Below are 24,513 nucleotides of genomic sequence, written 5' to 3'. Positions count from 1 at the left end.
CTCATCTTTCCTTGAGTTGCACGCTACGGTTTAACAAATTCATCCCTGAAGAGATGATCAGGCTAATGGTCAGATAGGTAACCATAATTAACAGAATAACTTCTACAGATCGACCTGTTTGGTTAAAAGTTGTGGAGGCGACAAAGTAAATATCAGGATAGCCGATCGCAATTGCTAAACTAGAATTCTTCGCTAAATTAAGATACTGACTGGTTAATGGTGGAATAATCAGCCGCAAAGCTTGGGGAAAAATCACTAGCCGTAACATGAGATTCGGCTTAAAACCTAATGCTCGTGCAGCTTCCCATTGTCCTTTAGGAACTGATAAAATTCCCGCTCTCACAATTTCGGCGATGAAGGCACCAGTGTATAGTGTTAGTCCTAAAATGAGTGTTGATAATTCAGAAGAAAGTTCTATTCCAAAAGGAAGGGTAACTCCTCGATTATTAATATTTATAAACCCAAGTAGGGAAATTTGATTTTCTGTTTTTGGCAAAGTGAGGAAAACCGCAAAGTACCAAAAGAACAATTGCAGAAGTAAAGGTGTATTGCGTAAGATTTCGACATACACTAGAGCTAGCTGACGTACTAACCAATTATCCGATAGCCGCCCCACTCCCACAGTAATACCAATAATTGTTGCCAAAATAATACCAAAAACTATAACTCGCAATGAGTTGACTAGTCCAACTAATAAAGCACGGCTGTAGGAGTCAGAAGATTTATAGGGAATGGGGGTTTCGCCAATATCGAAGGATGCTTGGAATTGTAAAAAATCAAATCCTAACTGGAGACCTAGCCGGTGGAGATTATATATTAGGTTGTGCCATAGTATCATCACGATTATGGCAACTATGAACGCGGCTATTACCTGACCGAGAATAGGAAAAAACTTTCGGTTGCGCCAAATTGGAGTCATAGTAAAACAGTGAACAATGAACAGTGAACAGGGAACAGCGGAGTCAGTGAACAGTGAACAGTAAACAGTTAACAAAAGAAACAGATCCGTATTTTATGTTGTAACTGATAACTGATAACTGATTTATCGGAAGGGTGGAGCGTAAAGAATACCACCTTGATTCCAAAGTTTGTTTGGACCACGTTCCAGTTTTAATTCAGAGTTTTTCCCTAAATTCCGCTCGTAAATTTCACCATAGTTGCCTACGTTTTTGATAATATGAACTACGAAGTCGTTTGTTAAACCCATGCCTTTACCAAGGTTACCTTCTGTACCTAGCAAGCGCTTCACTTCTGGGTTATTACTGTTGGCTAATTGACCAACATTTTGGGAGTTGACTCCGAGTTCTTCTGCATTGATAAGAGCAAAAATTGTCCATCTCACCATATCAAACCATTTGGAATCTCCATTGACTACAGCAGGTGTAAGAGGTTCTTTTGACAGCACAGTCTCTAAAACAACATGATCATCCGGTTTAGATAGGGTGGTGCGACGGGAAACGAGTTGAGAACGATCTGCAGTGACGCCTTCGCAGCGACCTTGCTCGTAGGTGGCAAAAACCGTGTTAGCATCTTCAAAGACCAAAGGCTTGTAGTTAACACCGCGTTGCCGCATTTGGTCTGTCAGGTTTTGCTCGTTGGTGGTTCCTGTCCCGATACAGATGGATTTGCCCTTGAGGTCTTCTAGCTTCTGAATACCACTATTTTTTTTCACCATTATGCCTTGACCGTCGTAAAATACCACGGCAGTAAATTTTATACCTATAGAGGTGTCTCGGCTCATACTCCAAGTGGTATTTCGGCTGAGGATATCTACTTCGCCCGTTTGCAAGGCTGTAAAACGTTCTTTGGAGTTTAAGTTGCGGAAGTCTACTTTGTTGGGGTCATTAAAAATTGCTGCGGCGATCGCCCGACAAACATCCACATCCAGCCCTGCATATTCACCGTTAGACTTAACATAGCTAAATCCTGGCAATTGTCCGCTGACACCACAGATGAGCTTACCACGGCTTTTGATTGTATCCAACAGACTTCCACCACTTCCTCCTATTTGTCCAGCACAAGCACTCAGTGAAAAGACTAGGGGTAAAGTAGCTAGCAGTGATAACCCCCGTTTGAGCTTCAACATTTACCAATTTTCTCCTCTGCTCAATAAAGACTAAGATACTTTATTGTTTCCTAAATGGTTGCAGAGGTGAGCTGTTTATACTGGAAATGTTATGGCAAGCTATGTACGCTCTCTATGCCAGCTAAAGATATTTACCATTATGCGGTGAGAAACGCTCTGGAAAAAGAAAGTTGGAACATTACCGCATCAGATGATTTAAGCATTAATATATAGCAATCCTACTGAGTTGTGAAAATTAACGAACCGCCAAGACGAGCCAGCGCTGCAGGAGGGTTTCCCGACCTAGGCGACTGGCGTCGCCAAGAGCGCCAAGAAAAGAAAAAGAAGCTTATGCGCAAGCGCAGGCACTTTCACAAAAATGATTTAGGACTGCTATAGATGAACCAAAGTAAGAAACCAAAAATCGCAACTTATGGAAAGCTTAGAAAAAGTAAGTTTAGAGAGTACAAGACTAATTCTCCAAGCGATTTCGCTGGAATACACAGAAGATGTGTTTCGGGAATTCACAAGCGAAATTACCACCTTTATGTATCCGAAACCAGCTGACAATATCAGTGAAACCGAGAAGGTCATCAAAGGTATGATTCAACAACGAGAAAAGAAAACTGACCTAGTGTTGGTAATTCTCAAGAAGGATACTTTGGAGTTTTTAGGAATTTGCGAGGTTGGTGCTATTGAAACTGATATACCGGAGTTAGGAATTTGGATAAAAAAATCAGTTCACGGTAATAGTTTTGGTAGAGAGGCAATTTATGCATTGAAAGACTGGGTGGATAAGAATTTGGAGTACAAATATCTTTCCTATCCTGTTGATAAAAGAAATATTCCCAGTCGGAAAATTGCGGAAAGTTGTGGGGGTAAAGTATTTCGCGAGTTTCAACAGACTAACAAGAGCGGTAATCTTCTCGATGAGGTTGAATACAGGATTTATAAATAAACGACATGTTCTAAACTAAAACTAACGTCGTAAACGCTAAAAAAAACATTATGAACATTGATAAACGCTCTTTTTCATAATTTTTTACTGAATGTGCTTGTTTCATATTTTGCGGGAGCGTTAATCGCGCCCGTGGTTGGCTCAGATCTTGCACCTCGACTTTAGTACGCCTTGAACTTCAGTTCAAGGCTCATAGCCAAAGTCCGTTAAAACGGACTCAAAGATTTACCCAGTCCGTTTTAACGGACTTGAACTTTGAGCCAAGAAATTTATTTCTTGGCGGACGAGAATTCTAGTGCAAGATCTGAGGAGACGCATTCGTCTAATATTCACTCTAGACGAACGCGAACACGTGAAACCAATGATGGTACTTCAAAAATTGATTTTTGCAGCCAGACTTTTCAAATCTGGTACTTCCAAATCTGGTTTACCTTGAGCAGGTAAAGCAGCTCCCGAACCTTCTTGCCCTAATCTACGATTTACCCAAACTGTCGATAACCCAAGGGAATTTGCCGGAACAATGTCGTGGTAAACACTACAAGCGACGTGCAGGATTTTTTCAGAGGGAATGCCGATTTCTGCGAGACGGGCGATCGCCACGTGAAAATTTTGCACAGAAGGTTTATAGCTTTTCACTTGCTGTGCAGTCACAACCTCATCAAACTTAACTTGCAGATGTTTTGCACTGAACGCAAATAGGTCATCGTCAACATTAGAAATAATTGCCAGCTTCAATCGCCGTTTCAATGTCTTAAGAGCTTCAACAGTATCAGCAAAAGGTTGCCAATCCTTGACAGAATCAGCAAGTGCATTTAACTCCCCAGAAGAAGGCGTAAATCCAAATTGTTCTCCAAACTTTTGCACAACCCCCTTGAGAACATCTTTGTAATTACGGTACTCTCCCTGCTCAAGACTAGATTCAAAACGAGCGAACCACTCAAGGATTTCGTTCTCACTCAATTGAATATGATGAGACTGCAAAACTGGTTGCAACGCCTCCAGTACACCTTTTTCCCAATCAATCAAAGTTCCATAGCAGTCAAAGGTCAAGACTTCATATTGATTCAGGTTAATCATGGTTTATGCTCCCTAGCTCAATGCTTTGTCAGCTGAATTTTGTTTTTCTATTTCTTGCAGGTGTTCGACGAGTGCTTTACCATCTGTATTGTGATTTCGGGCGATTAGCTCTGCTCTTGACGCATCGCCTGAGCAAATTGCATTTACCAATTCCCGGTGCTGCTCTATGATGTCATCTAAATCTGGGTGCAGCGCATTGCAGGAAATGATGTAAAGACGGATTTGCTGTTCAACAATCTTGTACTGCTCCTGTAACCGCCGATGACCAGCAAGTTGAATAATTGTTTTATGTAGAGCAAAGTCTCCATCAGCCACTTCGTTCCAACTGTTTTTCTGGGCTGCTTTGACTAATTGCTGCAAGGCAGCATTGAGTTGTTTTGCCTGACTCGGTGTGATTGCAGCAGCTGCGAGTCTCGCCGCCAAACTCTCAAGTGCACTCCGTAGCGTATAAAGCTCCCAAGCATCCTGGGAACTCAATCCCGAAACAGTACAACCTTTGTAGGGGAGCTGTATAACCAAGCCTTCATAGGTTAACTGTTGCAATGCTGAGCGTATAGTTGCACGACTTAGATTAAATTCCTTTGCCAGGTTGATTTCTAGCAAACGACTACCCGGTGCAAGTGTACCATTGAGAATTTGTTCTCGAATGACATCAGCTGCTTGAACATCTAAGCTTCGAGGTATGACAACAGGCTTGGGTTGGTTCTGTTTCATTGTGATTGTCGTAAATATACGAACAAGTTGAGCCACAGTTACAAATCTGCAACTTGTGGTTTGATTGCAAACTATTCATACTTTGACTCTAAACGTCAAATTGTAGATTGTCAACAATCGACAATCTACAACTGAAATTAAGCTTATTTTGTGGAAGTCCTTGTCACTAAAATCTCTGTAGTAGCTTGATAAAAGCCACACCAATAAATAAGCCCGAAAATTGCGCCAAATAACCAACACTTATGGGGTTAACGCCACCAGGAATATTCAAACTCCCAATTCCGTAAGAAATCTGCTGCACAAACCACCAAAATAAATAGAAATAAGCTGGTACTTGTATGGGAAGAAACACAATCAAAAGGGGCAGAATAGTGTCAATTTTTGCTTTAGCGAACTTAAAGACATAAGCTCCTAAAATAGCTGTAATCGCCCCATTTGCTCCAATCAATGGCACAGCCAAACTCGGTTCAGCTAGAATTTGGATGAATCCGGTAAGAATGCCAGAAACTAAGTAAAATACTAAAAATCGTCCGTATCCCAGAATGCTTTCAATCGTTTTACCAAAAACCCACAAAAATATCAAATTCCCTAAAATTTGGCTAAAACTGCCATGAAGGAACATTCCTACAAGCAGTGAAGTCAAACTCTTGAGCACAACTATCCAAGCAGCTGGGTTTCCAGCAAGTGCATTTGCAAAAGCTGCACTGATTTGTGCGGGAACGACGCCCCAGCCATTGACAAAAATGCCCAATGTACCACCAAGCTCAAGTGTCAGTTCCCATAAAAATAGACCAATGTTAATGCCAATAAGACAGTAAATAATTATTGGCTTTCTCCGTTTGAAAAAGTAAATGCGATCGCTAATAGGAATCATATCAATAAGTCATCAGTTACATAGTTATTCTCTTTATCTGGCTTATCCCCTTATCGACCCTTAACAGAAGCTGTGGCAAGATTGGAATCAGACTGTACTACATGAAACTAGGCTAACCAAATGTTGGGAACCATACTTGTTGGACGATACCAAATTATTAGTCACTTGGGAGGAGGGGGATTTGGTGAAACTTTTGTTGCTTGTGATACTCAATTACCTGGTTCTCCTCAATGTGTCGTCAAAAAACTCAAGCCCCAAGCTAGTGACCCTGATACTTTGCAAACAGCCAGACGCTTATTTGATACAGAAGCGAAAGTTCTGTATAAATTAGGCATTTATGACCGCATTCCTCAACTTCTAGCTTACTTTGAGGAGAAACAAGAATTCTATCTCGTACAGGAATTCATAGAAGGTCATGACCTCAGCCAAGAAATCATACCAGGAAAACCCCTAAATCAAGACCAAGTTATTTGTCTTTTAGAAGAGATTTTAGAGATTTTAGATTTTGTCCATCAGCAGCAAGTTATTCACCGTGACATCAACCCACGAAACATCATCAGACGCAAGCTGGATGACAAGTTAATTTTGATTGACTTTGGCGCTGTCAAACAAATCACTACCCAAGTCATTGTTCCTAGTGGAAAAACCAAATTTACCGTTGCGATCGGTACTCCAGGGTATACTCCCAGCGAACAAGCACTGGGAAATCCAAAATTCACTAGTGATATCTATGCTTTAGGGATACTTGGCATAGAAGCACTCACGGGATTATCTCCTGAAGAACTAGAAAAAGATACAGAAACTGGTGAGATTGTATGGCAAAAACACACCTCGGTCAGTCAGGATTTTGCCAAAGTTTTAAATAAAATGGTATGTTATGACTTCCGGGAACGTTATTCTTCTGCAAAACTTGCCCTACAAGGTTTGAAGGATTTAAAAAACTCAAAATCTCAGATGATGACATTGAGTTTTGGTATACCAAAGCATAATATAAAGAAAAATTTACAGAAAATTAATCCACCTAAAAAAAAGGACATAAAAAAGATTTTAGTGGGCATAGGTTTAATTGGGATAGGTGTAGGAGCATCTATATATATTGCTCATGCGATCAATTCTGTGAATGCTACTGAATTGTATAAGCAAGCCAATACCCTATATGAGTTACAGCGTTATCAAGATGCTTTATCAACATATGCAAAAGCGGTTAACATCAGACCAGATTACGCTCAAGGATGGAATGGACAAGGTAAAACTTTGTATGAATTGAAAAAATTTCAAGACGCACTTGCAGCTTATGACAAAGCAATTCAAATAGAACCAGATTATTTAGAAGCTTGGAGTGGACGTGGATTTGCATTGAATAAGTTGCAAAGATACCAAGAAGCGATCGCCTCTTTTGAAAAAACATTGCTTTTGCAAAAAAACTCTCCGGAAGTCTGGAATGCAAAGGGAGAAGCTTTAGCTAAATTAAATGAGTATGACCAAGCACTGAAATCTTATGAGAAAGCCATTGAATTGAATAAAGAATATTATGAAGCGTGGTACAATAAAGCATTGTTGCTACAAAATTTAAAACGTTACGATGAGGCAATAACAGCTTATGATAAAGTACTTGAGTTCAAACAAGACTATGAAAGAGCTTGGTATAACAGAGGCAACGTTTTAGTTAATTTGCAACGCTATCAAGATGCAGTTGCAGCGTATGAAAAAGCAGTCCAATATAAACCTAGTTTCTACCAAGCTTGGTTATCTAGAGGTAATATACTTATCAAATTGCAACGTTATCCAGAAGCGCTTGAATCTTTTCAGCAAGTCATTAAATCTAATCGTAGAAATTATCAAGCGTGGTATGGTAGTGGATGGTCACTACATCAAATGAAACGCTATGAAGAAGCAGTTTCATCTTATAGTAAGGCAATTGAATTAGACCGTAGAAATTATCAAGTCTGGTATAGCCTAGGAAATTCACTCTACAATTTAAATAAATACCAACAGGCAATTTCATCTTATAATAAAGCAATTAATTACGATTCTAAAAATTACGATATTTGGTATAGCAAGGGTAATGCCCTGTATAATCTGAAACGTTATAAAGAAGCCATAGCTTCATACGATCAGGTTATTAAACTAAAGCCAGATTATCAACCAGCAATAAACGCCCGCAATCAAGCACAACAACAGGTACCACAGGTTCTCGTTCCAAGTCCTGAGTCTATCTTGAAAAATCCATAGCCGAAAGTTTTTTAATTCTTTCTTCTTGACTTTTGAGCCAAGACTTATCTTATATTCACCTCTTCCATTTGGTGACTTAGGTCAAAAGATTCTAAATTCCTAGCAGAATTGCTGCTGCTCAATGGTTTTTTCATATTTGTAAAAGCTGCTGCTTTTGATGAAGCTATTTTTTGATTTTTAGCTTGCACAATCTGTTGTTTTTGAGTATATTCAACAAGTTTCACTTGAGCTGTAGCATATACAGGAGTATCTTTGGGAACCTGTTGGAGAAATTGAACAGCACTTTTGAAATCTCCCTCTGCTGCTTTGTTGTAAGCTTTCTGTAAGAAGTAAGCTGCTCTAACACTCTTTTTGTGGTTATACTCAGCCAACTTTTGTTGAACTATTGCCCCTGCGGAGCTTTCTTCCGGAATTTGACTCAGATAATCTAAAGCGCTGCTGAAATCTTTTAATGATGCTTTTTCATAAGCCTTGGTTAATAAATCCTGAGTTTGTGCCTCAATATTGACTTGTGCTTGTTGAACTAATTTATCTGTTTTTGTTTGCCAATATAAGATATCAGGAAGTTGAGAGGTTGCACGCAATACATCTGACCAACGATTCTCTTGAAAGGCTTTTTCTGCGGCTTGGTATTGTTGAGTAGCATTCTGCCATTGCTTTTGCCATTCTTCAATACTGGCTTGTGCGTCAGGATAGACATTACTATTCGAGGGAATTGATTTGGCTAGAGCAATTGCTCCGTCCAAATCTCCTGATTGATATTCTTCAGTTGCTTTATATAGTGCTTCTTTTTCTGAATAGGTTGGAGTGTTATGTATGATAAAGTAAGTTCCAAATCCCATGACCAAAGAATTAGCAACCAACCCCACTTTCATTCCTGTCAAGAGTGGAGAGGAATTTAGAGATATTGAATGTTTAGGGTTAGTATTTAACTTACTTTCTGGCTGATTTTTTTCACAGTCCTCTTCAGAAACGGTAAAATCGACATCTACAATGTACGAGTATTGAGTTTCAAACGGCATTTGCTGAAGCGCCCGTAATGCAACACGGGCTGATTGGAATCGCTCTTCGTAGTTGTAACGAGTCATTTGGGTGATAATCGCAGCCAAATAATCGCTAACTGGTGTGCTTGCAGAACGCCACAGAATCTCATTAGTTTGGGGATCTACTTTCAGTTGCAGCGGTGTCACCCCGGTCAAAGCCTGAATGGCAATCATTCCTAAAGAATAAATATCGCTATTAGGTTGTGTTAGACCAATAAATTGCTCTGGTGGTATATAACCCAGTGAACTGACGGGAATGCTATCTAAAGGTAATATCTCATCAATGATTTCAAAATCGATTGATTGAATTGAACCAAAATCAATCAGAACTAACTTGTTATCACAAGCACGTCTGATTAAGTTTTCTGGCTTTATATCACAGTGAATAACACCTTGAGAGTGAACAAAGTCTAAAATCGACAGAACATCTTGTAAAAAGTTGATAACCTCACTTTCACTCCAGAAATGACCCAAATTGAGATTGATGGGAAGTTCCGCTGTGAGTGCGTGTCCTTCTACAAACTCTTGCACTAAGTAGAATCGCTCATGTTCTTCAAAGCACGATATCAATTGAGGAATTTGCTTATGGTGTCCCAATTGTCTCAGTGTTTCAGTTTCTGTAATAAATCTTAACCTCAGAGTTTGTAAGTAGCTTGGTTGGGAACTGATAACCTTGAGCTGTTTAATAACATATTTGGGATTCTCTAAATTCTCAATGTCTACAGCGATGTATGTTTCGCCAAACACCCCTGCACCCAGGGCTTGGACGACTTGGTAACGTCCTTGTAGTACTTTACCGATCATGTGGTTAGTCATTAGCTAGTTACTTAGTCACTGCTTATATAGGTTTTCTAAAATTGCCTCTTATTTCCGGAACCCTGATTCAATTAAATGAAAGGAGCACTGAATATAGCCCTGAGTGGTTAAATAAGAGTTTTCTTTTTCTACGTATTGCTACTTATTTCATTTTTTTTTTAGTTATTTAAAAAACATAATAATTTAGATTATCCTAAAATATGAAATAGCGCCACTGCTGTCAAGCACTGGCAATATTACTAATCTGCAGTGTGTGCCAGTTAATGTATCTGGTCTAAGCAGTATTCCTACTGTAAAGATTTATTGTCAAGTTCCTCTTCATCTACTTGAGAACTTCCTTGCAATGGCTGGACGATTCGTTGTATTGCCTGTTGAATAAAAATCTTAATAAATTCATCGCGGCGATTGAGTTGAAACTGTCGCTGCACAACTTCGGTGATTCCCCCGTCACCCCAATCTTGATCCTGGCGAAAATACTCAATAAAACTCTTCCCAGCAATTCGCGTCAAATAAGCGGCTGTCACGCCTTGAATTGCTCTACCAACAATAAAAGTGGCGACATTAAGCTGCAAGGCGGTAGTAAGTAACTGTAATGCTCCCTTGACTATCCCCAAACTAGCAAGAGTTTTTGCCAAAGACAGCGCCAATTCCTTTGCATTCTCCATATTCAACTCACAGCCGTAAACTCTGCCAATTTCCACCACCATTTGAGCATTGACAGCTGCTGTTGCTAGCAAATCAACCACTGGTAGAGGCGTCACCGAAACCACACCAGCACCAATCCACTGAAACCGATCCACAATTTTGTCAGCTTGACGACGACGCTGAGTATCGATGAGTTTCCGCGCTGATTCTCCCAGTCGTACGGATTGTAATAGGATGTTATCTGCTACTAAGTCTTCACCCTCTGCCCGTAAAATCGCTGCCATTCGCCGGACTAAAGGTAAGATATCAGGCTCAGGTTGGAAAATTCCCCCATTTTCTAGTTCTGCAGATTGGGGATTTGCGGCGATCGCCACCACATCACTCGGTGCAATAAATCCCCGCACTTGTTGACGCAACCTCGCCAAAATCGCTTCTTTGTCCTCGTCTGTATACAAATCGCTTTTATTGAGGACAAGCACAGATCGTTTACCAATTTGAGCCAATGCTCGTAACGGCTCAAATTCGGACATCCGTATGTCATTATCCACCACAAACAACAGTAAATTTGCTTCTGTCGCCACCTCTCGCGCCAGTTGTTCCCTTTCGGTTCCCGCCACCCCTGCTTCTAAGATACCTGGTGTATCCGTAATTAAAATCCTGCGTTCTAATCCCTTCAACCTCAGACAATAAGTTTCTCCAACCTGAGTCGTTCCCATTGCTGCATCAACCTTACCAACCACACGTCCCATCACCGCATTCACCAGGGAGGTTTTACCAGCACTCCCAGTTCCAAACACGACAACTTGAATCTCACCGCGAGCCAAATAAGTCTCAATCTCCCGCGACTTACTCAGTAAAGCTTGGCGTGTCACTTCATCTTGAATTTGCGCAACTTGTTGCTTGACAGCTTCTAAAGTAGAAGACGCAGCCTCAGATTTCGCAGCAGGAACTTCTACACTTGGGCGTTGTTTGCGCTGACGCCGTTGATTCTCGCCTCGCCGAATCACGAACACAGAATAGATAAACGCCGCGATTAAGGCTCCGATCAGGAGAATCAGCAAAAACAACAGCAAATTACCCAGCAATGGCGCAGAATAGGAAAATTGCCAATAAAGCCGACTGAAAGAATCAATCAGCCACAGACTCAGTCCGAGAATGACAATGAGACCAACGATCAGCGTGATAATACGTGACAGAGGCATGGTTGGTAAGAAAAGCGTGGATAAGTAGCCAGATGCTTCTCATGTTAATGGTTTCAGTGTTTTTCGCCACAGTGTGAACAAAGTTATTTTGTTGAACTCAAAACCGAGCTTGTATAAAATTTAGCGTACAAAAATTTGATATAATTCATTTTTTATTCAGAACAAGCTTTATTTGTAAAACTTAAGCAGCAAGTACCACCATAATACCAATTCAAAATTCAAAATTCGTCTTGAAAAGTTTGCGCGTCCGGGTTTCCCGGCGCAAAACTTTTCGCAAAATGAAAAAAGCCAGACATCACAAGGGTTTGCAAGTGTGTATCTGTCGCATTCTTTTTTCAAATTGGTATAACTTGGAAAGTTTTATCAGTTACCAAGTACCCGCAGTTACCAAGAGAAAATACGGATCTGTTTCTTTTGTTCACTGTTCACTGTTCACTGTTTGACTCTGACTGGGATATAACGAGTGTTCCACCAACTTAGTATTCGACAAAAAATTATCTGTGGGTATGTTATTTCCTTTGGGATTGCTGTTGTGGGAACAACGGTGGGGTTGGTGATAGGCGATCGCTACTTCCAACATGCTAGACAACAGATGATAATGGCAGACCAGGAAGAATCTTTATTGAATAAGTTGCAAATATTGTTGTTGGAAATCGACACTAATCAGCAAGAACAAGTATTTTTGTTAGAGCAAAAAGCTGTACAACAGAAACATTATCAGATTGAAGTATGTCTTAAGGAAACTGAAACGTTATTGAATGAGTTGGGAGAATTTAGCAAAACTAACTCGCAAGGGGATTTGCAAGCTTTGCTCAATAAGTATGACAGCGTACTAACAGAGTATATTCGGCAACTGCGAGTCCTGCTACAGCAAATTTCCTCCCTTAGCCCCAATTCACAGAAAGTTTCAAAAGCAAGGGAACTTATCTGGGAATTTAATCAAATTAAAGCAACACTGAAGTTTTATCAATTTACCCACGAATTAAACAACTTTGCCATATTAGTTCGCCAGCGTGAGGACAAAGCTGATGTCGTTTCAAATGATACTTATGTACTAAAAGGGCTAATTATTATCTGTAGTATGTTGCTGTCAACAGTACTGGCGACCATTTTTGCCTTATATACAAGTCGTGCGATCGCTCGTCCCCTGAAAGCAGTAACAGACATTGCTCAACGCGTTACCCAAGATGCCAATTTTGATCTACAAGCGCCTGTGACAACAAAAGATGAAATCGGCGAGTTAGCCACCTCTGTCAACCAACTTATCCAACAAGTCAAGCAACTTTTAGAAGAACAAAAAGCCGAAACTCAAGCGCGACTAATTCATAGCGAGAAAATGAGCAGTTTGGGCAAAATGTTGGCTGGTGTCGCTCATGAAATCGTCAATCCTGTGAATTTTATTTCTGGTAACCTTGTACACGCGAAAAACTACGTTGATGATCTCTTAGCCCTACTGCAAACATACGAAGTTGAAGTTCCTAACTCCCCCACCGCCGTAGAAGTATTAGCAGAGGACATAGATTTAGAATTTCTCAAAGCTGACTTGCCAAAACTCCTAAATTCAGTAGAATTTGGGGCTGAACGTATCCACGAAATTTCCCGAAGCTTGAAAGACTTTTGCCGTCTGGATGAAAGAGAAGTTCAGCTAGTTGACATACACGTATGTATCAACAGTACGCTGTTAATTCTACAAAACCGCTTAAAAACCGGTATCAGTGTTATGTGTCACTACGGTGATATTCCACCCATTCCAGGCTATACAGGACTACTGTATCAGGTGTTCATGAATCTCTTGAGTAATGGGATTGATGCTGTAGAGGAAAAGTCTGCTCTGGGTTCGGAGTTTTCTCCTACAATTACGATAAATACCGAACGCCAGGACAATAATTGGGTGAAGATAACAATTGCAGACAATGGCTCAGGTATTGCACCCCAAAACCAAGATAAAATTTTTGAAATGTTTTTTACGACCAAACCGCGAGGTCTTGGTACTGGATTGGGTTTATCAATTAGCTATCAGATTATTGTTGAAAAGCATCTTGGCGAAATAACTTTCAAGTCTGAGTTGGACAAAGGTACAGAGTTCACTATTTCTCTACCTATTGATAGAAGTTCACCACCGCTATTGGGCTTACAAGCTTGAGATATAGGACTCATCTTTGATTTTTGACGAAGCTAGGTACACTTTCTGTTAAGCGTTCCCTACCTCCACTTTGTCTATTCACTAAATTAAACCGGATTCCTATAGAAAAACCTTATTTTTTACTAAATACTTCGGAACAAGTCGTCGCTGGTGTGTCAGAATTTGGTTTTGTAAGGATGAGTACACAGGGAGAAAAAGCTCATGGGACTTTTTGACCAAATTATCGGTGCAATTGGGAATTCTAGTCAGCAAGGGAATATGGGTCAGATTGGGAATATCCTCAACACCGTACAGCAATTAAGCAATAATGCTGGTACAGACCCCTCCACAATGCAATCCGTTTTGGGTATTGTTGGTGGTCAGGTACGTTCAGCTTTACAACAGAAACGAGATACAGAAGGTCCGGAAGCAGCGCAAGAGGTCGTAAATCAGTTTGGCGATACTTCCCCTAATCCCCAAGCTGTTAACTCTCTTTTTGCTCCTTTTGTGCAGCAGCAGTTGGCTAATACTGTTGCCCAGCGCACAGGGTTGAATGCAGGAGTGGTTCAACAATTACTACCAAGTGTGGTTCCTTTGATTCTGAATGTATTAAGAACTGGCGCAAGTTCTCAAAATTCTCAAGCAGGAGGAAATCCAGTACTGAATTCTTTTCTCGATGCAGACGGCGATGGCGATGTTGATATTTCTGATATCATGCAAATGGCTAGCCGGTATCTGGGTAGGTAATAGAGAAATGCGAATTTCTCATTGCTAATAAGTAGGGTAGGTATGAGTAATGCCCAACGCCCTTCGGGTTCGCCAGTCGCCTAGGTCGGGAAACCCTCCTGCAGCGCTGGTCTCACCAGATGCCTAGGTCGGGAAAACGCCAGGTGCTACAACGGGGGGAACCCCCCGCAGTCGCCACAACGGGGGGAACCCCCCTCCGGGTTCGCCAGTCGCCTAGGTCGGGAAACCCTCCTGCAGCGCTGGTCTCACCGTAAGGCGCTGCTCTCCGCAACGCACTGGCTCCCCTCCTGCAGCACTGGCTCCCCTACACAGGATGTTTAGTCTTTTTCTGGTGGTAAGTCTACACTGTAGAGAGTTTTACCTTCCAAGTTCACCAATGCAACTCTCATCACCTCTGTATAACCATCAATTTTGACAGTACCAAAGAATTGGAAACCCTCACTTGGAGGTCGATTTGCTTTCAAATCTTCAGGTATACCTAGGAACTTCACCTCTGGACCAAAGGTATTGTCGAGTTTGTTTGGTCCAAACGTACCAGAGTTGAGAGGACCTGCGACAAACTCCCAGAAGGGTTTGAAGTCTTGAAACTGTGCTTTGTTGGGGTCGTAATAGTGTGCGGCGCAGTAATGTACGTCAGCAGTTAACCAGACAACATTCTTGATATTCTTTTCTTTGATGAACCGTAGTAAATCAGCAAGTTCTAGTTCCCGTCCCAAGGCTGGACCATCTGAGTTCGCTAAGTTTTCAAAGTTGGTGGGACCATCTGGAACGACTAGTCCAATAGGCATGTCACTTGCAATGACTTTCCATGTTGCTGTTGATTTCCGCAATTGGTTTTTCAACCAACGCACCTGTGCATTGCCTAAAAATGCCGTTTCTGCACTTTGTTCTGTCTGACGATTGGTTGTGTTTGGCCCCCGGTAACTGCGTTCATCTAGCATGAAAATTTCTAAGTTAGGACCATGCTTAAAAGAACGGTAAATTCTGGTTGGATCATCAGCATTGATCTGAATTGGTACGTATTCTAAAAATGCTTGATTTCCTCGCTGTGCTAACAAGGATACGTCCTTGACTGTGTAGCGACTATCATCAAGTATCTCGCCTGGATACCAGTTGTTTGTGACCTCATGATCGTCCCATTGCGCTAGTATGGGTACTTCAGCATTAAAGCGACGGACGTTTTCATCCAATAAGTTATATATATAGTTACCACGAAATTCTGCTAGGGTTTCAGCAACTTTTGATTTTTCTGGTGTGGTGATATTTTTCCAGATACTACCGTTATCTAGCTTGACTTCCGCTTGAATCGGACCATCGGCATAGATATTATCACCAGAATGAATGAAAAAGTCTGGCTTGAGACTCCGCATAGTCTCGTAAATCTTCATTCCACCAAAATCTGGATTAATACCCCATCCTTGACCAGCAGTATCCCCTGACCAAGCAAAGAATACATTTTGCCGATATGCAGCAGGAGTTCGGAAAGTACCCTGGACAGGGGCGCTGGAAATTTTTGTATCAGATAAATCCCGGAAAGTCACCCGGTAGAATATTTGCTGATCTGATGGTAAATCTTTGAGATAAACCCGTGCTGTATAGTCGCTGGCATCTATTGCAGTTGGTCCAACAACACGCTGTGCGCCACGGAAAGATTCATCAGTTGCATATTCTACAATCATTCGGGCTGGGCGATCGCTCCGACTCCAAACAACAGCTCTATTCCCATTGATGTCACCACTAGCCACTCCATAGGGTATGGAGGGACGTGCTTTCTCAGGTGTGATGATAGCAGGTGCTTGAGCAAAACCTGTTGATTTTGAGAAAACGTTTGTCGCAATAATTCCACCACTGGTGATCGCTGAAGTTAGCAAGAACTGGCGACGGTTGAGCTTGAGTGAAGAATTAAATTTCATAAAATTAAGAATTGGTTAAAGTTGCTATTTGGAATTGAATGAACATCAAGTAATGTATTACAGCAAAGACATTTTACGAGTTATATCTAACGTCTACGCGCTTTGCCCTCCAATCCTATAAACTTTATTTAGCGTAGACTTTAAAATTTAACTGAAAGCGAAAAAATGAAAACAAGCATCAATCTCAAGAACAAATATCAGGTAATACCTTAAACCAGATTAATAACTTATTAAGTTATCATTAATGTGTCCCCATTCATATCAAATGGAATTGCTTGATACTCACAATAATTCGATTGACAGCACTTCGTCAATGCCAAAATTTATAACCGTTTCTTAACCTGATTTGCCTAGAAATTTAACCTAATATCTTGATAAGCTTTAGAAAAAAACTCTTTTATTTTCACTTTTTTCACCAAGGTAAGCGGCTACCATCCCAGGAAAAAAATTGCCCGCTATCCCCATCCTGAAGCTGTTCGATGACAGCGAATAATTGATTAACTGTGCGTTCCACTGAAAACAATTTTTCAGGAGGTACATTTGCCTGAAATGGACGAGAAAGGCGTGTATCAGTTGTCCCAGGATGTAACATAACTATCACAGTCTTGGGACTCGTTCTTCTATACTCAATAGCCGCTGTTCGCATTAACATATTGAGTGCAGCTTTGGAGGCTCGATACCCATACCATCCTCCTAGTTGGTTATCACCAATACTACCTACCTTAGCAGAAATACTGGCGAAAACACTGCGCTCATGATGACGGAATAAAGGTAACAGGTGTTTGGCAAGCAGGATAGCCCCAATACTGTTGACTTGGAAGTAGCGGATCAAAGACTCTGAATTGATACGTTTTAAACTTTTTTCTGGTTGCAAAGCACCCTCATGCAGCAATCCCACACAGTTAACAACTAAATGCAACTTGTTAACTGCTGCACTTATCTTTTGAACAACATCAATAATCTGCGACTCATCAGTAATATCCATCGACAGACAAGTTAATTTGTCTGGATATTCGCCTTCAAGAGTTAATAAATCAACAGCGGATTCTGGCTGACGATAAGTCGCATAGATTTTGGCAAACCTGTCATCTTGCAGTAATTTTTGCACAAAACCTAAACCAATGCCTTGGCTTGCTCCTATGATGAATGCGTTAGCGTTGTTAAGTTCTTGGAGAAAAGACATTTGTTTATATTCACAAACTTTGTAAATCAATATAAATCATTTTCATGCTATAATTTTCACATCATTTTTATTTCTTTGCTGTTGAACCGCATGGAAATCACAAAATTATCCAGTGAAGAACAAGTACGTGTTCCTGAATCTTAGCGGGAAGCTCATCACTAAAAAGTTGGTCAAGAACTCATCGCTATTGATATGGGTGATGGAATTCTTCTCAAGCCAAAAAAAGTTTTTCCAAAAATTAAATTAGATGATGTCGGAGATTGCTTAAAATATCAAGGCAAGCCCAAGAGTCTTGAGGATATGGATAATGCTATCCGCCAAGGTCTAGAAAAGTTATGGCATGATAGCAACGGATGACTTTAAACCCCAGATGCACACAGAGAAACGCAGACAAATTAAACGATTAATGTTAGTAAAACAAAGAGCCTTTGCGGTTTTAAGACTGTCAAGGCTCTTTATTTTAGTTGTTATTAACTTAACGGTTCAATTCGATATTAGATGTGGTACACTGTTGGGGACTTGACTGGGGTCTGATCGCAGTAATGTAAAAGGTTGACACTCCTAAGAATAAAACGGCGATCGCGCCTCCCCATAACCAAACAATGCCTCTTTTTTGCTTAGATATGTTGGATGCGTTAGATTGAGTAACTTGCTCTATTTCTATAGGAGTCTCGGGAGGAGTAACTTGCTCTATAACTGTGGGGGCGTAAAGCTTCAAGCAGTAGTCTAATGTAGCAGGTAGGGATGTTTCGTCTAACTCTCGCCACTCGACTTGATAATTGCCATTTCTAAAAACATTCCCATACAAAACTCCATGCTTGTTTTTGTGATTTCGCAAATTGAAAATAACCTTATGCGTGAGGTAGACAGCCACGCTGGGATCATCTCCAATTGGTCTTTCTTTAGGGTCAAATCCTCTGAATTTTAGAAATTCAATTGCTTGTTCTAACGTCACCGTTTTTCAACCTTACACTGTTTACAAAAGTAGACAGAATTTCATACTGGTAGTTAGTAACCTCTTCGTCCCAATCAACTAGGTGAGACTGTGGAGTCATTCCCCAAACGTCTTGGATGATCTGCTCGGTACTTCTGCCAAGAGATTTTTGATGTCTAACTAACTCTTCATCATTTTGAATAGCTGATTGAATTTTTTTATTATCCCGAGCTTTTTCGACAAAAGCTTTTGGTCGCTCCAACAATCCTTTGACTCGCGTTGTAACTGGTATCAAGTTTTGCGGTGTGTGAATATTGATCTGATTGTTGTATTCCTTAGTGCCTTTTTTCTCAGGCTCTCTGTCCATGTTAATAGTAGTAGTGTAGGAAGCAGCATTCCCAGAATCTGTTGTGATAACAGTTAAGATCCAGGGAACGTCCAGTTTGAAAAGTTTAGCAGCCCATTCTCTTATAGTGATCTCCTTGTTATACTCTGATCCAAAAACACTTCTGGCTTTTGGTTGCAACTCTTCCCAGGTAGAAAGCTCGATTACTGATTCGCCAAGGTGAGCGACATTCTTTTCGATGGCATAACGAAGCTTATTCCACCACTTCCCAAGCGTCCCATAAATTGCTGGATCTGCGACTTCATCACTCTGTAGATAAAACTCTTCAAACTCGTTTGGGTCTACTAAGCGCAAGCTTTCATATACTGCTGGTGTAATTTGGGCTTCTCGTAACTTTTCTTCAATAAGGGCGATCGCTTCTTCATTTTCGGAGTCTGTCCCTTTCAATATCGCCGCAATATCTTCCAACACGATTTGAGGATTTTCACCCCCTTGTTCACAAAAAAGACGAACCACCTTTTTGCAGAATGGACGACGGTTTGAAAACAAATAATCAACTTGATTCAGAGTTGACACTAATCCTCTCCCAAAAATGTACTCTATGTAGAGTACATTTTTGAAAAAGTAAATTACGGAAAATATGCCAAAACATCCATCACAAAAAGTTTGGCAAAAGACGCACAAGGATAAAATTGATCAATACCAAAGGAAATATCTAGACAACAAGGTAAGGATATGTGTAGTTTTAGACAAGGAACTGGTAGGGCAAATTGATAGAGTGAAGCCATCAGACCAGACTTATGCATCCTGGATAAAAAGAATATCGCGGGACTGGCTGAGTCAACACACGGTAAATTCGCTTTTACCGAATAATTGAAGGTAATGTTGTGGGCGCGTTGCAGACGAAGCGACGAGCGCAGACGCCAAGGGCGTATCGCTTTTTCCGCTTTTGCAGCCAGTCTTTTAATTGTTCGTTCTTATTGTCGCATAGATTTTGGCAAACCTGTCATCTTGCAGTAATTTTTGCACAAAACCTAAACCAATGCCTTGGCTTGCTCCTATGATGAATGCGTTAGCGTTGTTAAGTTCTTCGAGAAAAGACATTTGTTTGCTTTAATTAAGAAAATATCAATCTTTTTAATATTAGGAATCATGAAGGTTGGGTAACTAAATCACAACAGGACACCCCAACCCACAACTTGAGTTATTCCGTGACTAACTAGAGACAGATTTATTATTCACTTCCCACTCCTCTCTATGTTTTTTCAAATTGACAATATATTGCTTCATCATATGATCGCCCAAAAGGTCAGCGCGATCAAATAGACCTCCAGTTGTCAAAGAACCTGGGGCTATTTTTAACAAACTATCTAAATGTCCAGCTATCCTATCAAGCCATTTATCGGCAATACCTAAACCCTCGTCATGAAGAACACCATCTTTGTCAAAATACTTCAAATGTCCAACGTGGTAATAGTCAACCATTGTGTGGACATTAACTATATTTAGCTTATGAGAGCGGGGCAGATATTTAACAATATTGGGGATTTTAACAGAAATATCCGATTGACTCAGAGGAAGAAAAGGCACAATATCATTATTATTAGCAAAACGAAATGTCTGGCTTACAAACCTCTTGTTAAAAGCTTCAACAAAGTCCTCACTACCAACTTTAGGTTGTCCATAGTTATATAACCCATTAGGGACAATGTTGAGTTCAAACAGACAATGAGCAGTAGCCATGACTGCTAAACCAGCTCCTAAACTATGTCCTGTAAACCACAGAGTTTTGTCTCCTTTATTTTTAATGTAAGGCTCTATCTTATCCCAAATTGACATCAGAGCGTAATATATTCCAAAATGTACGCCGTAACCTCCAGGTCCTTTAGTACGCTGTATGATTTGGGAATCTGTTAGCCAATCTATCCTTTCTTGAGAACCGCGAAAACCAATAATCACTACCTCTTGATTTTCTAGTACGATCGCTTGGGTATCTGTTAAACTCCAAGTATCACTGTCAAACCAATTTAGCTTTGTTTTATCTAGAGCCAGATCTGCAACATGAAATTTTGAAATCCAACCTGGTACATCTTTTTGAAGGTTTGGATTTAGTTGTGTCCCATTTTTATAAGCTAAGGAAGAAATCAGTCCCAAAGTGTAGGCATTATTTGGGTGATAGCCAACTGCTTGTGGCTGAAAGTAAAAAGGCTCATCCTGCAATGTCTCCATCACGTTTTGCTGATTGGTGATGAGTTGTTTCAATTTATTAAACATGACAAATCCTTGTAATGAGTTGCGTTTAAATTAGTATTCCCCTATACGCTCAACTTATAGGATTTTAGTGATATCATGTTTGCCTAATTACTTACAATAAAAAGACCTCACCCCCTTCCCCTCTCCTTACTAAGGAGAGGGGTGCCCGGAGGGCGGGGTGAGGTTCTTCGTTTTTTATAAGTGTTCATTCGAACATGATATTACTTACCAATACAAAACTTACTAAAAATCCGGTCTAGAACAGATTCCGTCACTTCTTCGCCTGTTATTTCCCCTAAAGCATGAATCGCGTCTCGTAAGTCAATTGTCCAGAAATCAAGAGGTAACTGCTGGGCAATTGTTAGCTGTACTTGTTCTAGGGATGTTTTTGCTTTTATCAATGCGGCTGCTTGTCTTTGGTTAATTGCTAAATCTAAGTCTGCGGCTTGCACTTTGCCTGATTTGACTTGTTCTAAGATTGCAGTTTCTAGAGCATCAATACCTTGGTTTTGAGCAGCGGCTGTTTGGACAATATGGTTGATACTTGTTGGATATTGCACCTTTTCTGGAGATGCTAAGTCAACTTTATTAATCACCAAAATTAAGGGACGATGTTGCACTTGAGAGTAGATTTCTTGGTCTAGTGCTGTCCAACCTGCTGTGGCGTCAATGGTCAAAAGCACTAAGTCGGCTGCACTAGCTGCACGGCGCGATCGCTCAACCCCTATCTTTTCTACTTGGTCTTGTGTTTCCCGAATTCCTGCCGTATCCAATACCTGCACGGGAATTCCGCCGACAACTAACTGCGATTCCACCACATCGCGGGTTGTCCCAGGCAAATCGGTGACAATGGCTCTATCGCTTCTACTCCAAGCATTCAACAAACTTGATTTTCCGACATTCGGACGCCCAACGATCGCCACTTTTAAACCTGTCCGCAGCAGTTCCCCTTTATCCGCAGTTGCAAGAATCTGGGAAATTTCTGCTGAGACTCTCTCAATTTCTGATATGATCACTTTATCATCCAGCGGAGCTAAGTCTTCCTCAAAATCTATCCTCGCTTCAATTTCTGCCAAGATATCTAAGGCGATCGCCCGTAGCTGACGAATAGGAGAAGCTAATTTCCCTTGTAAACCAGCGAGTGCTGTTTGTGCAGCTTGAGGCGATCGCGCTCCTACCAAATCCGCTATACTTTCTGCTTGAGTTAAATCTAGTCGTCCATTCAAAAACGCCCGCAAAGTAAATTCTCCTGGTTGTGCGAGTCTTGCACCATTTTCCAAACACAGTTGCAAAACTTCTTGCACCACCATAATTCCCCCATGACACTGGAATTCCACCACATCTTCACGGGTGTAGGAACGGGGTGCTTTCATAATCAGCAAAAGTGCTTCATCCACCAATTGCTGCGTTTGGGGATGCCGGATGTAACCATAAAGAATGCGGTGACTTTCCCATACTTGATGCCCTGGTGCACAGAAAAGAGTTTGGGCGATGTGGATTGCTTGTGAACCAGAAACGCGGACAATGCCAACACTACCCTGCTGGGGAACAACAGCAGTGGCGATCGCGGCAATGGTTCCAGTAGTAGCAAAAATTTCTGACATTTGCGCCCTTTTAACCAAGACATAGAATTTATTTGGAATCTCTTCTCGATTGTAGAGACTTCGTATGATACGCTTGCTGTTTACCTTCAATTTTATAAGGAGGGGTGGCTGAACCCCCAACCCAGCAAAACCTCACCCTGCCCTATCGGGCATCCCTCTCCTTATTAAGGAGAGGGAAAGATTTTAGCGCCGATTCAAGCGAGGGTGAGGTTTTGAACCAGATGTGTGTACACGGTTTCACCTAACCTGATAGAAATATCCCCCCAACCCAGCAAAACCTCACCCTGCCCTATCGGGCATCCCTCTCCTTATTAAGGAGAGGGAAAGATTTTAGCGCCGATTCAAGCGAGGGTGAGGTTTTGAACCAGATGTGTGTACACGGTTTCACCTAACCTGATAGAAATATCCCCCCAACCCAGCAAAACCTCACCCTGCCCTATCGGGCATCCCTCTCCTTATTAAGGAGAGGGAAAGATTTTAGCGCCGATTCAAGCGAGGGTGAGGTTTTGAACCAGATGTGTGTACACGGTTTCACCTAACCTGATAGAAATATCCCCCCAACCCAGCAAAACCTCACCCTGCCCTATCGGGCATCCCTCTCCTTATTAAGGAGAGGGAAAGATTTTAGCGCCGATTCAAGCGAGGGTGAGGTTTTGAACCAGATGTGTGTACACGGTTTCACCTAACCTGATAGAAATATCCCCCCAACCCAGCAAAACCTCACCCTGCCCTATCGGGCATCCCTCTCCTTATTAAGGAGAGGGAAAGATTTTAGCGCCGATTCAAGCGAGGGTGAGGTTTTGAACCAGATGTGTGTACACGGTTTCACCTAACCTGATAGAAATATCCCCCCAACCCAGCAAAACCTCACCCTGCCCTATCGGGCATCCCTCTCCTTATTAAGGAGAGGGAAAGATTTTAGCGTTGATTCAAGCGAGGGTGAGGTTTTGAACAATGTGTATATAAAAAAGCAAATGATTTAAATAAAATTATGCAATTGTTAACGCCACGCTCCGCTATCACATCCCCTCTCCTTACTAAGGAGAGGGGCGGTTTTGGCGTAAGCCAAAGCCGGGGTGAGGTTGGTGCGAGATTTATAAGCAACCAGGCAAACTTGATATAATCCCCTCAACCCCCTTTTTAACTCTGTCGCCGCAGGCGTTCTGATCTTAACCGAACTGTATTGCTTCATCCCCTCTTTGTGCAACACCAGAAAAAGATTGTATAATTACCTAAAAAACCCGAAAAATAAGGTGCGAGATTTGTATCATATTCTAACAGCACTTTATCAATGCGTGATTTATGCCACCACAAGATTACTCAGGGCAAAATCTTAGAGGGCGATCATTCAAAAATCGTACAGACTTGATAGGGGCGAACTTTAGCGGTGCAGATATCCGAAGCGCCGATTTTAGCGGTGCCAACCTCACAGGTGCTAACTTCAGTCATGCCAAAGCGGGACTGCAAAAGCGTTGGGCTATTTTCCTGGTTGTTGTTTCGTGGTTGTTGTCGGGAATATCAGGATTTTTCTCTAGTTTTGCTGGCGTTATTGTGGCGATCCTACTATTTGACTCAAGTAAGAACCATTTAAACCAAATAAGTTATCATATCGCGGGCTTGGGTGCTATTGTTATTATTGTTATATTCTTTCTCGTCACAATTCGCCAAGGAATACAAGCGGGCTTCGCCTTCGCCGTAGCCTTCGCCGTAGCCTTCGCCGTAGTCTTCGCCGTGGTCGGCGCCGGAGCCGTAGCCGCAGCCGCAGCCGCAGCCGCAGCCGCAGCC

General features: G+C 41.4%; 21 protein-coding genes and 1 pseudogene. 8 read left to right on the top strand and 14 right to left on the bottom strand.

Annotated features, from left to right (window positions below; all coding sequences use genetic code 11):
* Position 1: 1 nt before the first annotated feature.
* Together DP114_RS18060 and DP114_RS18055 are read right to left on the bottom strand one after the other, a co-directional pair.
* A complete protein-coding gene (locus tag DP114_RS18060; protein ID WP_169263391.1) occupies positions 2 to 919 on the bottom strand; it encodes an amino acid ABC transporter permease in 918 nt (305 codons plus the stop codon).
* A gap of 123 nt (positions 920 to 1,042) precedes the next feature.
* Positions 1,043 to 2,086, bottom strand: a complete 1,044-nt coding sequence (locus DP114_RS18055) for an amino acid ABC transporter substrate-binding protein (protein WP_171976740.1) — start codon at positions 2,084 to 2,086, stop codon at positions 1,043 to 1,045.
* Positions 2,087 to 2,140: 54 nt separating this feature from the next.
* Between DP114_RS18055 and DP114_RS36075 the strand changes: the two genes are divergently transcribed.
* From DP114_RS36075 to DP114_RS18040, 3 genes are read left to right on the top strand one after another with little or no spacing between them, the layout of a single operon-like run.
* Complete coding sequence (locus tag DP114_RS36075) at positions 2,141 to 2,299, top strand: element excision factor XisH family protein (RefSeq protein ID WP_318284124.1); 159 nt, start codon at positions 2,141 to 2,143, stop codon at positions 2,297 to 2,299.
* 15 nt (positions 2,300 to 2,314) lie between these two features.
* The gene (locus DP114_RS18045; protein ID WP_171976739.1) at positions 2,315 to 2,464 is read left to right on the top strand and encodes a hypothetical protein; all 150 of its coding nucleotides are present in this window, start codon (positions 2,315 to 2,317) and stop codon (positions 2,462 to 2,464) included.
* Positions 2,465 to 2,498: 34 nt separating this feature from the next.
* Positions 2,499 to 3,023 carry a GNAT family N-acetyltransferase gene (locus DP114_RS18040; RefSeq protein ID WP_171976738.1) on the top strand — a complete coding sequence of 175 codons (525 nt, stop codon included), beginning with the start codon at positions 2,499 to 2,501 and terminating at the stop codon, positions 3,021 to 3,023.
* A gap of 372 nt (positions 3,024 to 3,395) precedes the next feature.
* On the opposite strand, the gene DP114_RS18035 is transcribed toward DP114_RS18040, so the two are convergent.
* From DP114_RS18035 to DP114_RS18025, 3 genes are all read right to left on the bottom strand, one after another.
* Entirely contained in the window at positions 3,396 to 4,100 is a 705-nt protein-coding gene (locus DP114_RS18035; RefSeq protein WP_171976737.1) for a haloacid dehalogenase type II, read from the bottom strand.
* A 12-nt stretch (positions 4,101 to 4,112) separates the two neighbouring features.
* Positions 4,113 to 4,814, bottom strand: coding sequence for a GntR family transcriptional regulator (locus DP114_RS18030; RefSeq protein WP_169263386.1), 702 nt, complete (start codon positions 4,812 to 4,814; stop codon positions 4,113 to 4,115).
* A 166-nt stretch (positions 4,815 to 4,980) separates the two neighbouring features.
* Positions 4,981 to 5,688 carry a rhomboid family intramembrane serine protease gene (locus tag DP114_RS18025; protein WP_169263385.1) on the bottom strand — a complete coding sequence of 236 codons (708 nt, stop codon included), beginning with the start codon at positions 5,686 to 5,688 and terminating at the stop codon, positions 4,981 to 4,983.
* A gap of 120 nt (positions 5,689 to 5,808) precedes the next feature.
* On the opposite strand from DP114_RS18025, the gene DP114_RS18020 reads away from it, so the two are divergent.
* Positions 5,809 to 7,920, top strand: a complete 2,112-nt coding sequence (locus tag DP114_RS18020) for a tetratricopeptide repeat protein (RefSeq protein WP_169263384.1) — start codon at positions 5,809 to 5,811, stop codon at positions 7,918 to 7,920.
* 44 nt (positions 7,921 to 7,964) lie between these two features.
* Here the strand turns inward: DP114_RS18020 and DP114_RS18015 are convergent, their stop codons facing one another.
* Both DP114_RS18015 and DP114_RS18010 read right to left on the bottom strand, forming a co-directional pair.
* On the bottom strand, positions 7,965 to 9,779 hold the full coding sequence (locus DP114_RS18015) for a serine/threonine-protein kinase (protein WP_169263383.1): 1,815 nt from the start codon (positions 9,777 to 9,779) through the stop codon (positions 7,965 to 7,967).
* 287 nt (positions 9,780 to 10,066) lie between these two features.
* Entirely contained in the window at positions 10,067 to 11,626 is a 1,560-nt protein-coding gene (locus tag DP114_RS18010; protein ID WP_171976736.1) for a YcjF family protein, read from the bottom strand.
* Positions 11,627 to 12,089: 463 nt separating this feature from the next.
* On the opposite strand from DP114_RS18010, the gene DP114_RS18005 reads away from it, so the two are divergent.
* Both DP114_RS18005 and DP114_RS18000 read left to right on the top strand, forming a co-directional pair.
* On the top strand, positions 12,090 to 13,769 hold the full coding sequence (locus tag DP114_RS18005; RefSeq protein WP_246162573.1) for a sensor histidine kinase: 1,680 nt from the start codon (positions 12,090 to 12,092) through the stop codon (positions 13,767 to 13,769).
* 201 nt (positions 13,770 to 13,970) lie between these two features.
* Positions 13,971 to 14,495, top strand: a complete 525-nt coding sequence (locus DP114_RS18000) for a DUF937 domain-containing protein (protein WP_169263381.1) — start codon at positions 13,971 to 13,973, stop codon at positions 14,493 to 14,495.
* Between the two features lie 317 nt (positions 14,496 to 14,812).
* Here DP114_RS18000 and DP114_RS17995 read toward each other — a convergent pair whose 3' ends face one another.
* Together DP114_RS17995 and DP114_RS17990 are read right to left on the bottom strand one after the other, a co-directional pair.
* Entirely contained in the window at positions 14,813 to 16,408 is a 1,596-nt protein-coding gene (locus DP114_RS17995) for an alkaline phosphatase D family protein (RefSeq protein WP_171976735.1), read from the bottom strand.
* 412 nt (positions 16,409 to 16,820) lie between these two features.
* On the bottom strand, positions 16,821 to 17,591 hold the full coding sequence (locus tag DP114_RS17990) for an SDR family NAD(P)-dependent oxidoreductase (RefSeq protein ID WP_171976734.1): 771 nt from the start codon (positions 17,589 to 17,591) through the stop codon (positions 16,821 to 16,823).
* A gap of 192 nt (positions 17,592 to 17,783) precedes the next feature.
* Between DP114_RS17990 and DP114_RS36070 the strand changes: the two genes are divergently transcribed.
* A complete protein-coding gene (locus DP114_RS36070) occupies positions 17,784 to 17,948 on the top strand; it encodes a hypothetical protein (RefSeq protein ID WP_318284123.1) in 165 nt (54 codons plus the stop codon).
* A gap of 118 nt (positions 17,949 to 18,066) precedes the next feature.
* Here the strand turns inward: DP114_RS36070 and DP114_RS17980 are convergent, their stop codons facing one another.
* The 5 genes and pseudogenes from DP114_RS17980 to mnmE form a co-directional block, all read right to left on the bottom strand.
* Positions 18,067 to 18,546, bottom strand: coding sequence for a hypothetical protein (locus DP114_RS17980; protein ID WP_169263378.1), 480 nt, complete (start codon positions 18,544 to 18,546; stop codon positions 18,067 to 18,069).
* The gene (locus DP114_RS17975) at positions 18,524 to 19,447 is read right to left on the bottom strand and encodes a hypothetical protein (RefSeq protein WP_169263377.1); all 924 of its coding nucleotides are present in this window, start codon (positions 19,445 to 19,447) and stop codon (positions 18,524 to 18,526) included. The genes DP114_RS17980 and DP114_RS17975 overlap by 23 nt, the downstream gene beginning before the upstream one ends.
* 399 nt (positions 19,448 to 19,846) lie before the next feature.
* A pseudogene (locus DP114_RS17970) lies at positions 19,847 to 19,975 on the bottom strand (cell-cell signaling protein); the annotation flags it as partial.
* 111 nt (positions 19,976 to 20,086) lie between these two features.
* The gene (locus DP114_RS17965) at positions 20,087 to 21,145 is read right to left on the bottom strand and encodes a lipase family protein (RefSeq protein ID WP_171976733.1); all 1,059 of its coding nucleotides are present in this window, start codon (positions 21,143 to 21,145) and stop codon (positions 20,087 to 20,089) included.
* Between the two features lie 200 nt (positions 21,146 to 21,345).
* On the bottom strand, positions 21,346 to 22,728 hold the full coding sequence (mnmE, locus tag DP114_RS17960; protein ID WP_171976732.1) for a tRNA uridine-5-carboxymethylaminomethyl(34) synthesis GTPase MnmE: 1,383 nt from the start codon (positions 22,726 to 22,728) through the stop codon (positions 21,346 to 21,348).
* 1,302 nt (positions 22,729 to 24,030) lie between these two features.
* On the opposite strand from mnmE, the gene DP114_RS17955 reads away from it, so the two are divergent.
* Positions 24,031 to 24,513 (top strand): pentapeptide repeat-containing protein (locus DP114_RS17955; protein WP_172195241.1); only part of this gene is annotated, 483 nt, incomplete at its 3' end.

The organism is Brasilonema sennae CENA114 (assembly GCF_006968745.1).
Taxonomy (GTDB): Bacteria; Cyanobacteriota; Cyanobacteriia; order Cyanobacteriales; family Nostocaceae; genus Brasilonema; species Brasilonema sennae.
The sequence above is the reverse complement of the archived record's forward strand: the minus strand, read 5'-3'. Positions and strand labels throughout refer to the sequence as shown.

Excerpts from the sequence above, each read along its gene's own strand:
- DP114_RS18040 (WP_171976738.1), top strand. The coding sequence starts at position 2,499 with ATGGAAAGCTTAGAAAAAGTAAGTTTAGAGAGTACAAGACTAATTCTC.
- DP114_RS17965 (WP_171976733.1), bottom strand. The coding sequence starts at position 21,145 with ATGTTTAATAAATTGAAACAACTCATCACCAATCAGCAAAACGTGATG.
- DP114_RS17995 (WP_171976735.1), bottom strand. The coding sequence starts at position 16,408 with ATGAAATTTAATTCTTCACTCAAGCTCAACCGTCGCCAGTTCTTGCTA.
- DP114_RS36070 (WP_318284123.1), top strand. The coding sequence starts at position 17,784 with ATGGGTGATGGAATTCTTCTCAAGCCAAAAAAAGTTTTTCCAAAAATT.
- mnmE (WP_171976732.1), bottom strand. The coding sequence starts at position 22,728 with ATGTCAGAAATTTTTGCTACTACTGGAACCATTGCCGCGATCGCCACT.
- DP114_RS18055 (WP_171976740.1), bottom strand. The coding sequence starts at position 2,086 with ATGTTGAAGCTCAAACGGGGGTTATCACTGCTAGCTACTTTACCCCTA.
- DP114_RS18060 (WP_169263391.1), bottom strand. The coding sequence starts at position 919 with ATGACTCCAATTTGGCGCAACCGAAAGTTTTTTCCTATTCTCGGTCAG.
- DP114_RS18020 (WP_169263384.1), top strand. The coding sequence starts at position 5,809 with ATGTTGGGAACCATACTTGTTGGACGATACCAAATTATTAGTCACTTG.
- DP114_RS18000 (WP_169263381.1), top strand. The coding sequence starts at position 13,971 with ATGGGACTTTTTGACCAAATTATCGGTGCAATTGGGAATTCTAGTCAG.
- DP114_RS17990 (WP_171976734.1), bottom strand. The coding sequence starts at position 17,591 with ATGTCTTTTCTCCAAGAACTTAACAACGCTAACGCATTCATCATAGGA.
- DP114_RS18035 (WP_171976737.1), bottom strand. The coding sequence starts at position 4,100 with ATGATTAACCTGAATCAATATGAAGTCTTGACCTTTGACTGCTATGGA.
- DP114_RS18015 (WP_169263383.1), bottom strand. The coding sequence starts at position 9,779 with ATGACTAACCACATGATCGGTAAAGTACTACAAGGACGTTACCAAGTC.
- DP114_RS36075 (WP_318284124.1), top strand. The coding sequence starts at position 2,141 with ATGGTTGCAGAGGTGAGCTGTTTATACTGGAAATGTTATGGCAAGCTA.
- DP114_RS18010 (WP_171976736.1), bottom strand. The coding sequence starts at position 11,626 with ATGCCTCTGTCACGTATTATCACGCTGATCGTTGGTCTCATTGTCATT.
- DP114_RS18025 (WP_169263385.1), bottom strand. The coding sequence starts at position 5,688 with ATGATTCCTATTAGCGATCGCATTTACTTTTTCAAACGGAGAAAGCCA.
- DP114_RS18030 (WP_169263386.1), bottom strand. The coding sequence starts at position 4,814 with ATGAAACAGAACCAACCCAAGCCTGTTGTCATACCTCGAAGCTTAGAT.